The organism is Geodermatophilus sp. CPCC 205506, from assembly GCF_051383635.1.
GTDB lineage: Bacteria > Actinomycetota > Actinomycetes > Mycobacteriales > Geodermatophilaceae > Geodermatophilus.
This window is the reverse complement of sequence record NZ_JALPKP010000065.1, coordinates 19,808-27,519: the sequence shown is the minus strand read 5'-3', so window position 1 is coordinate 27,519 and position 7,712 is coordinate 19,808. Positions and strand designations below refer to the sequence as shown.

Here is a 7,712-nt window from a genome sequence, read left to right as displayed (position 1 = left end):
CGCAGCCACCACCGGCTCAAGACCCACGCCCGCGGCTGGCGGTTCGTCATGGACGCCGACGGCGTCCTGCACGTCACCACGCCCTCGGGGGTCACGCGCAGCACCCGACCACCGGGCCTCGACCGTCGCGCAGCCGACCCGTCGACCAGGGCCGAGACCCCACCCGACGCCGATCCGGGCGACGACCCGCCACCGTTCTGAGAAGTGCGTGGGAGCTGTCGACAAGTCCGCACGTCGACCAGCCGGTCCCTGCTGCCCTCGGAGGTTCGAGCGGGTTGGTCCCGCAATCCGGGCGGTCAGCGCGTGGTCCGGGTCAGCTCCCGGCCAGCCGGTCGGCGTGCGCCCGCTCCTCCTGCCGGACGTCGGAGCGGTCCTGCTCCAGCAGTCGCCACGACGTGCGGACGCCGTCGGGCCCGGTGGACTCCCCACCCGCGAGTGCCTCCGCCACGAGGTCGCGCACGCGCTGCTCGTCGGTCGCGGCCGCCGCGAAGAGCACGCGCACGTGCAGCCGGTCGCCGGTCCGGGAGGTCGAGGTGTGGTGCGGCGACAGCGGGCACGGTGGCTCGTGCGTCCAGCTGCCGCAGAGCGCGAGGGTGATCGCCCCGCCCGGTGCCCGGTCGTCGCCCTCCCCGTCGAGGACGAGCACCGCGTCGTGGGCGTAGGCGCTCCGGGCAGCGGACACCCCCGTCACCCTGCCGCGCCACCTGCGGCAGCGTCCACCCGTGCGGGCGCGTGCGCCCGAGGCGAGCCGTCGTCACGGCAGCCGGTCGAGCAGCTCCCGCGCGAACGCCTCGGCGGCCGGGTCCGGCGGCTGGGCAGCGGCCGCGGCGCGCAGCCAGGCGGCCAGTGGTGCGGCCAGCGCCGGCGACAGCGCGGCGATCCAGGCGCCGGTACCGGCCCGCGCCTCGGCGACGTGCTCGGTGCCGCCGTCCGGGAGGTGGGCGATGACCTCGGGCCGGGTCGCCAGCAGTCCACCCGTCCGCCAGTCGCCGGGAGTGGTCCGTGCGGCCAGGCGCTCCAGGCGGTCGGCCGCCCGGAGCAGGGGACTGCGCGCCACGGCGCCAGCCTGCCCGATCCGCCACCCCGAAGTGGATCAGGCCGGCTCGCGGCGCATCGGCACGTGCGGGATGCCGTCCTCGACGTAGCCGGGTCCGCTGCGCCGGAACCCGAACCGCTCGTACCAGCCCTCCAGGTGGGCCTGCGCGCCCATCGTGATCGGCGCATCGCCGCACAGCGCCACGCCGGCCTCGATGAGCTGCGCGGCCAGCCCGCGACCGCGGTGCGTGGCCGCGGTGGCGACCCGGCCGATCGCCCGCGTCCCGCCGTCGTCGAGCACCCGGATGGTCGCCGCGACCTGCCCGTCCTCCTCGATCCACAGGTGCACCGTCGCCGGCTCGACGTCGCGCCCGTCGAGCTCCGGGTACGGGCACTGCTGCTCGACGACGAAGACGTCGACCCGCAACCGGCACAGCGCGTAGACCTCGAGCGGGGTGAGCTCGGCGAAACGGGCGGTGCGCACGGGCAGCGTCGGAACGGGGGCCATGGGAGCAGTTGTAGCCGACGCCGCGACGGCCGCCCGTGGTACACCTTCTGGTCAGGTATGGCTTGCCTATCTTCAGGAGCAGACACGTGACCAGGCTCGGGCGGACGTCCGCCACGGCTCTCTCCGCCTTGACCGTCGCCGGGCTGCTGGCGGGGTGTGGCTCCGGCGAGGCCGCCGAGGCCGAGACGCTGACCGTCTACAGCGCCCAGCACGAGAGCCTGGTCCGCACCATGCTCGAGGACTTCACCGCCGAGACCGGCATCGAACTGGAGTTCCGCGACGCCAACGACGCCGAGCTGGCCAACCAGATCGTGCAGGAGGGCGACGCCTCCCCGGCCGACGTCTTCCTCACCGAGAACAGCCCGTCGATCGACATCCTCGACAGCGAGGGCCTGCTCGCCCCGCTGGAGCAGTCGACGCTGGACCAGGTGGGGGAGCAGTTCCGGCCGGAGTCGGGCACCTGGGTCGGGTTCGCCGCGCGCTCGACGGTGCTCGTCTACAACCCCGAGGTCCTCCCCGAGGCCGAGCTGCCGGCGTCGATCATGGACCTGGCGAACCCGGAGTGGGAGGGGCGCATCGGCATCGCCGCCGGCGGTCCGGACTTCCAGGCGATCGTCAGCGCCGTCCTCGCCCTCCGCGGGGAGGACGCCACACACGCGTGGCTGGAGGGTCTGGAGCGCAACGCCGGCATCTACCAGAGCAACACCGCGGTGATGGTCGCCGCCGACGAGGGCGAGATCGACGCCGGCGTCATGTACCACTACTACTGGTACCGCGACCAGGCCGAGAACGCCCTCAAGGGCGACGACGCGCGGCTGCACCTCTTCCGCAACCAGGACCCGGGCGCCTTCGTCAGCGTCTCCGGCGCCGGCGTGCTGGCCTCCAGCGACCAGCCGGAGCAGGCCCAGCAGCTGGTCGAGTACCTCACCAGCCCGGAGGCGCAGGAGAAGCTGGCCGGGAGCTCGGCGCTCGAGTACGCCGTCGGCACCGGCGTCGCCTCCGCCGACGTGCTGCCGCCGCTGGAGGAGCTCCAGGCGCCGGACGTCGACCCGGGGTCGCTCGACCAGCGGCGGGTCACCGAGCTCATGCAGGAGGTGGGCCTCCTCTGAGCGCAACCGCGTCACCGGCCGCCGAGCCCGGGACGCCGGCCCGGCCGGTGCCCCCGGGGCGGGTCCGCACGCGCTCGGGGGTGCGCCGCAGCCCGGTCACCCTGCTGCTGGCCGTGGCGGTCGCCGCGCTGGCGCTGCTGCCCCTGGCCTACATCGCCGCGTACACCGTCGACGTCGGCTGGAGCGGCATCCGCGAACTGGTCCTGCGGCCGCGGGTCGGCGAGCTGCTCTGGAACACCGCCCGCCTGGTCGGCGGAACGGTGCTGCTGTGCGCCCTGCTGGGGGTCGGCGCGGCCTGGCTGGTCGAGCGCGCCGCCCTGCCCGGACGGGGGGTCTGGCACGTGCTGCTGGTCGCGCCGCTGGCCGTGCCCGCGTTCGTCAACAGCTACGCCTGGATCTCGCTGCTGCCCGGCATGGACGGCTACACCGGCGCGCTGCTGGTCGTGACGCTGTCCTACTTCCCGTTCGTCTACCTGCCCGTGGTCGCCGCCTTCCGCGGCCTGGACCCGGCGCTGGAGGAGACCGCGCGCGGACTGGGCCTGTCCAGCTGGGCGGTGTTCCGGCGGGTGCAGCTCCCGCAGCTGCGGGTGGCGCTGCTCGGCGGCAGCCTGCTGGTCGCGCTGCACGTGCTGGCCGAGTTCGGCGCGCTCCAGATGCTGCGGTACGCGACCTTCACGACCGCCATCTACGACCAGTACCGGGCCACCTTCAACGGGCCGGGCGCCACGATGCTGGCCGGCGTCCTCGTCCTGCTGTGCCTCCTGCTGCTCCTGGCCGAGCTGCGGCTGCGCGGCCGGCGTGGCTACGCCCGCACCGGCGCGGGCGTGGCCCGGCCGGGTCGGGCGGTGCCGCTGGGCGCGCTCACCGCGCCCGCGCTGCTGGCGCTCACCGCGCTGGTGGGGCTCTCGCTGGCCGTGCCGCTGGCCAGCCTGGCGACCTGGGTGGTCCGGGGCTCGTCCACCGGCCTCGACCTCGCCGTTCTGATCACCACGACCGGGACGACGCTCGGGCTGGCGGCCGCCGCCGCGGTCGTGACCACCGCGATGGCGCTGCCCACCGGCTGGCTGGCGGTCCGGGCCCGCGGGCGGGTGGCCACGCTGCTGGAGCGCAGCACCTACCTCGGCAGCTCCGTGCCGGCCATCGTCATCGCCCTCGCTCTGGTCACCCTCGCGATCAACGCGACGCCGTGGATCTACCAGACCGTCCCGGTGCTGCTGGCCGCCTACGCGATCCTCTTCCTCCCGCGGGCGATCGTCACGGTGCGGGCCGCCGTGGAGCAGTCGCCCCGGCTCTACGACGACGTCGCCGCGTCGCTGGGGTCCTCGGCTCCGGACCGGCTGCGGCGGGTGACCCTGCCGCTGCTCGCCCCCGGCATCGGCGCCGGCGCCGCCCTGGTGTTCCTCGCCGTCGTCACCGAGCTGACCGCCACCCTGCTGCTGGCCCCCACCGGGACGACGACGCTGGCGACCGCGTTCTGGTCGGCCAGCAGTGCCCTGGAGTACGGGGCCGCCGCGCCGTACGCCGTCGTCATGGTGCTGCTCTCGGCACCGGCTACCGTGCTGCTCTCCCGCGATGCCCGCAGAGGTCTGACCACATGAGTTCGCTGATCGTCACCGACGTGACGAAGTCCTACGGCGCCACACCCGTGCTCACCGGGGTGGACCTGCACGTCCCCGAGGGCGGCTTCACCGCCCTGCTGGGGCCGTCCGGATGCGGGAAGACGACGCTCTTGCGGTTGATCGCCGGCTTCGACGATCCCGACAGCGGCGCCATCGAGGTCGGCGGCCGGCAGGTGGCCGGCCCCGGCCGCAGCGTCCCCGCCCGCCGCCGCCACATCGGCTTCGTCCCGCAGGAGGGCGGGCTCTTCCCGCACCTGAGCGTCGCCGGCAACGTCGCCTTCGGGCTGCCGCGGCGGCAGCGTCGCGACACCGGCCGGGTGCGCGAGCTGCTCACCCTCGTCGGGCTCGACCCCGCGCTCGCCCAGCGCGCCCCGCACCAGCTCTCCGGCGGCCAGCAGCAGCGGGTCGCCCTGGCCCGGGCCCTGGCACCGGAGCCGTCGCTGGTGCTGCTCGACGAGCCGTTCTCCTCCCTCGACGCGTCGCTCCGCGAGGAGACCCGGCAGGCCGTGGCGGATGCGCTGGCCGCCTCCGGCGCGACCGCGGTACTGGTCACCCACGACCAGGCCGAGGCGCTGTCGATGGCCGACGAGGTGGCCGTGCTCCGCGGCGGGCGGCTGGTGCAGCTGGCCGACCCGCGGACGCTCTACCGCAGCCCCCGGGACCTCGACGTCGCGACGTTCGTGGGGGAGTCGGTGGTGCTCGAGGCCGACGTCCGCGGCGGGTCCGCGCACTCGGCCCTCGGCGTCCTCGCCCTGGATCGCGCCTGCCCCGACGGCCCGGCACGGGTGTTGCTGCGCCCGGAACAGCTGCGGCTGGACGGGCCGGACGCCGGCGGTCCGACGGCGCGGGTGCGCGGCGTCGACTTCTTCGGTCACGACGCCCGGGTCCGCCTGGAGCTGCCGACCGGGCAGACCTTCAGTGCCCGGCTGGAGGGTCGGGACCTGCCCGCCGCGGGCGACGACGTGTCGGTCCGGGTGCTCGGCGCGGCGCTGCCGTTCCCCTCGGGGGCGGCCGATGCGGCCGGTGCCGCGGCCGGCGCGGCGGCCGGCGCCGCGGTCGATGCGGCGGCCGTCAGCTAGGGAGGAGGTCCCGTTGCACACCGGCGGTTAGGTGTGCCTAAGCTCACCACCGTGGATCTCTTCCTCTTCACGGTCGACCCCGCCTGGGGATCCGACGTGGTGGCCGCCGGCGCGGCCGGGATCGTCGTCGACTGGGAACGGAGGGGAAAGCACCGCCGGCAGCGGGGCGAGGGCACGCAGATCAACGCCGACACCCCCGAGGACCTGAGCCGCGTGCGGGCGGCGACCGCCGGCCGGCTGCTCTGCCGGGTCAACGGCTTCGGTCCGTGGACCGCGGCCGAGGTCGACGACGCCGTGGCCCGTGGCGCCGACGAGGTGCTGCTGCCGATGGTCCGCTCCGCCGAGCAGGTCGACCGCACCCTCGACCTCGTCGACGGGCGCTGCGGCCTGGGCATCCTGGTGGAGACCCAGGATGCCGTGCACCGCACCCCGGAGCTGGCCCGGCGACCGCTGTCACGGATCTACGTCGGCCTCAACGACCTGCGCATCGACCGCGGCGCGACCCAGCTGTTCACCCCGCTGGTCGACGGCACGGTCGACGCCGTCCGCGCCGCGGTGCACCAGCCCTTCGGCGTCGGGGGGCTCACCCTGCCGGAGTGCGGCTTCCCGGTGCCGGCCGAGCTGCTGGCCGCCGAGCTGGTCCGGCTGGGCACCGACTTCACCTTCCTGCGCCGGTCGTTCACCGCCGACATGGCCGGCCGCGACCCGTTCGTGGAGGTGCCCCGGCTGCTGGCCGTCCTCGGCGCGCTGCACCGGGCCGCACCGGCCGAGGCCGCCGCGCGGCGGGCGGAGTTCGCGTCGGCGGTGACCGGGGTGCCGGAGGCGCAGCCGGCGTGAGGGCGGTGGTCACCGGCGCCGGCGGCTTCGTCGGTCGCCACCTGGTTGCCCGGCTGCGGTCCGACGGCTGGGACGTCGTCCCGCTCACCCGCGCCGACGTGGACCTCGCCGACCCCGACGCCGGGGCGTCGGCGGTGCGGGCGGCCGACCCCGATGTGGTGTTCTCCCTCGCCGCGGGGCGGGCCAAGACGACGCCGGCGGAGCGGGCCGCGACGGTCGCGGTCAACACCAGCCCGTGGCTGGTCGACGCGCTGCCCGGCCGCTGCCGGGCCGTGGTGCGGCTCGGGTCCTCGACCGAGTACGCGGCCGGCCCCGGACCGCTGGCCGAGGACGCCGCGCTGCGGCCGCGGGGGTTCTTCGGCGCCACCAAGGCCTCCGGCTCCCTGCTGCTGCAGGCCGCCGCCGCCGAGCGCGGGGTCCGGGCGGCGGTGCTGCGGGCCTTCCAGGTCTACGGCCCCGGCGACCACCCGACCCGGTTGGTGCCGGTGGTGCTCGGGGCCGCCCGCACCGGAGCCGTCGTCCCGCTGCCGGGGCACGTCAGCCGGCGGGACTGGGTCTGGGTGGGCGACGTCGTCGACGCCTGCGTGCGCGCCGCCCTGGCCGACCACCTCCCGCCGGGGCAGGTGCTCAACGTCGGCACCGGCGTGCAGACGTCGACCGAGGAGCTGGTCGCCACCGCCGAGCGGGTCACCGGGCGGTCGATCGCCACCGCGCCCGGCGCCCACCCCGGCCGGGACTGGGACACCGCCGACTGGGTGAGCGACCCGTCGGCTGCCGCCGCGATGCTGGGCTGGCGGCCCACGGTCGATCTCGCCGAGGGGCTGGCCCGCACGTGGGCCGCGGCGGCATGAGCGCCGGGCCCCGGCTGGCGGTCGTCGTCCCCGTCTACCGCAACGAGGCCACCCTGGCGCCGCTGGCCGAGCGGCTGGCCGCCGCCCTCGAGGGCCGGGACTGGCGGCTGCGGCTGGTCATCGACGCCTCGCCCGACGACAGTGCGCGGGTCGCCGTCGGCCTCAGCGTCACCGATCGGCGGATCGCGGTCTCCGGGCTCACCGTGAACGGCGGCCAGCACGCGGCGCTGGCCCACGGGCTGGCCGCCGAGCCGGACGCCGACGTGTGGGTGTGCCTGGACGCCGACCTGCAGGACCCGCCCGAGGCGGTGCCGCAGCTCCTCGAGCGCCTGGCGCGGGGCGACGTCGAGGCGGTGTTCGCCGGGCGCCGCGGCCCCTACGAGTCCCCGCTGCGCCGGTTCACCGGCACGGCGCACCGCCGGCTGGCCGCGCGGCTGACCGGGCTGCCGCCGGACGCCGGCGCGTTCCTCGCGATGGGCCGCCGCGTGCGGGACGCCGTCCTCGCCGCGGACGCGCCGAGCATCGTGCTGGCCGTCGGGCTGGCCCGGCGGCCGGTGACCAGCGTGCCGGTGGCCCGCGACCGCCGCGCCGAGGGACGGTCGGCGTGGACGGCGCGGGCCCGGCTGCGGCAGTCGGCGCGGTCGCTGGCCTGGGCCCTCCGCCACCGGCGCTGA

The 7,712-nt window shown here is 76.2% G+C and carries 9 protein-coding genes and 1 pseudogene; 7 read left to right on the top strand and 3 right to left on the bottom strand.

Annotated elements, in window-relative coordinates:
- Positions 1-201 (top strand): annotated as a pseudogene (locus tag MY520_RS25010) (HNH endonuclease); the annotation flags it as partial.
- Between the two features lie 112 nt (positions 202-313).
- On the opposite strand, the gene MY520_RS25005 reads toward MY520_RS25010, so the two are convergent.
- The 3 genes from MY520_RS25005 to MY520_RS24995 all read right to left on the bottom strand — a co-directional run bounded on the left by MY520_RS25005 (position 314) and on the right by MY520_RS24995 (position 1,543).
- Positions 314-682 (bottom strand): hypothetical protein, encoded by a 369-nt coding sequence (locus MY520_RS25005; RefSeq protein ID WP_436695401.1) that lies wholly within the window; start codon positions 680-682, stop codon positions 314-316.
- 72 nt (positions 683-754) lie between these two features.
- Positions 755-1,057 carry a hypothetical protein gene (locus MY520_RS25000; RefSeq protein WP_436695400.1) on the bottom strand — a complete coding sequence of 101 codons (303 nt, stop codon included), beginning with the start codon at positions 1,055-1,057 and terminating at the stop codon, positions 755-757.
- Positions 1,058-1,093: 36 nt separating this feature from the next.
- Positions 1,094-1,543, bottom strand: a complete 450-nt coding sequence (locus tag MY520_RS24995; RefSeq protein WP_436695399.1) for a GNAT family N-acetyltransferase — start codon at positions 1,541-1,543, stop codon at positions 1,094-1,096.
- 86 nt (positions 1,544-1,629) lie between these two features.
- Between MY520_RS24995 and MY520_RS24990 the strand changes: the two genes are divergently transcribed.
- From MY520_RS24990 to MY520_RS24965, 6 genes are all read left to right on the top strand, one after another.
- Positions 1,630-2,652, top strand: a complete 1,023-nt coding sequence (locus MY520_RS24990) for an iron ABC transporter substrate-binding protein (RefSeq protein ID WP_436695398.1) — start codon at positions 1,630-1,632, stop codon at positions 2,650-2,652.
- 80 nt (positions 2,653-2,732) lie between these two features.
- Entirely contained in the window at positions 2,733-4,250 is a 1,518-nt protein-coding gene (locus MY520_RS24985; protein WP_436695397.1) for an ABC transporter permease, read from the top strand.
- On the top strand, positions 4,247-5,350 hold the full coding sequence (locus MY520_RS24980; protein WP_436695396.1) for an ABC transporter ATP-binding protein: 1,104 nt from the start codon (positions 4,247-4,249) through the stop codon (positions 5,348-5,350). Before MY520_RS24985 ends, MY520_RS24980 begins: the two co-directional genes overlap by 4 nt.
- A gap of 51 nt (positions 5,351-5,401) precedes the next feature.
- The gene (locus tag MY520_RS24975) at positions 5,402-6,187 is read left to right on the top strand and encodes an aldolase/citrate lyase family protein (RefSeq protein ID WP_436695395.1); all 786 of its coding nucleotides are present in this window, start codon (positions 5,402-5,404) and stop codon (positions 6,185-6,187) included.
- Positions 6,184-7,038: an NAD-dependent epimerase/dehydratase family protein gene (locus MY520_RS24970; protein ID WP_436695394.1), complete on the top strand. Its 855-nt coding sequence runs from the start codon at positions 6,184-6,186 to the stop codon at positions 7,036-7,038. Before MY520_RS24975 ends, MY520_RS24970 begins: the two co-directional genes overlap by 4 nt.
- Positions 7,035-7,712 carry a glycosyltransferase gene (locus tag MY520_RS24965; protein ID WP_436695393.1) on the top strand — a complete coding sequence of 226 codons (678 nt, stop codon included), beginning with the start codon at positions 7,035-7,037 and terminating at the stop codon, positions 7,710-7,712. The genes MY520_RS24970 and MY520_RS24965 overlap by 4 nt, the downstream gene beginning before the upstream one ends.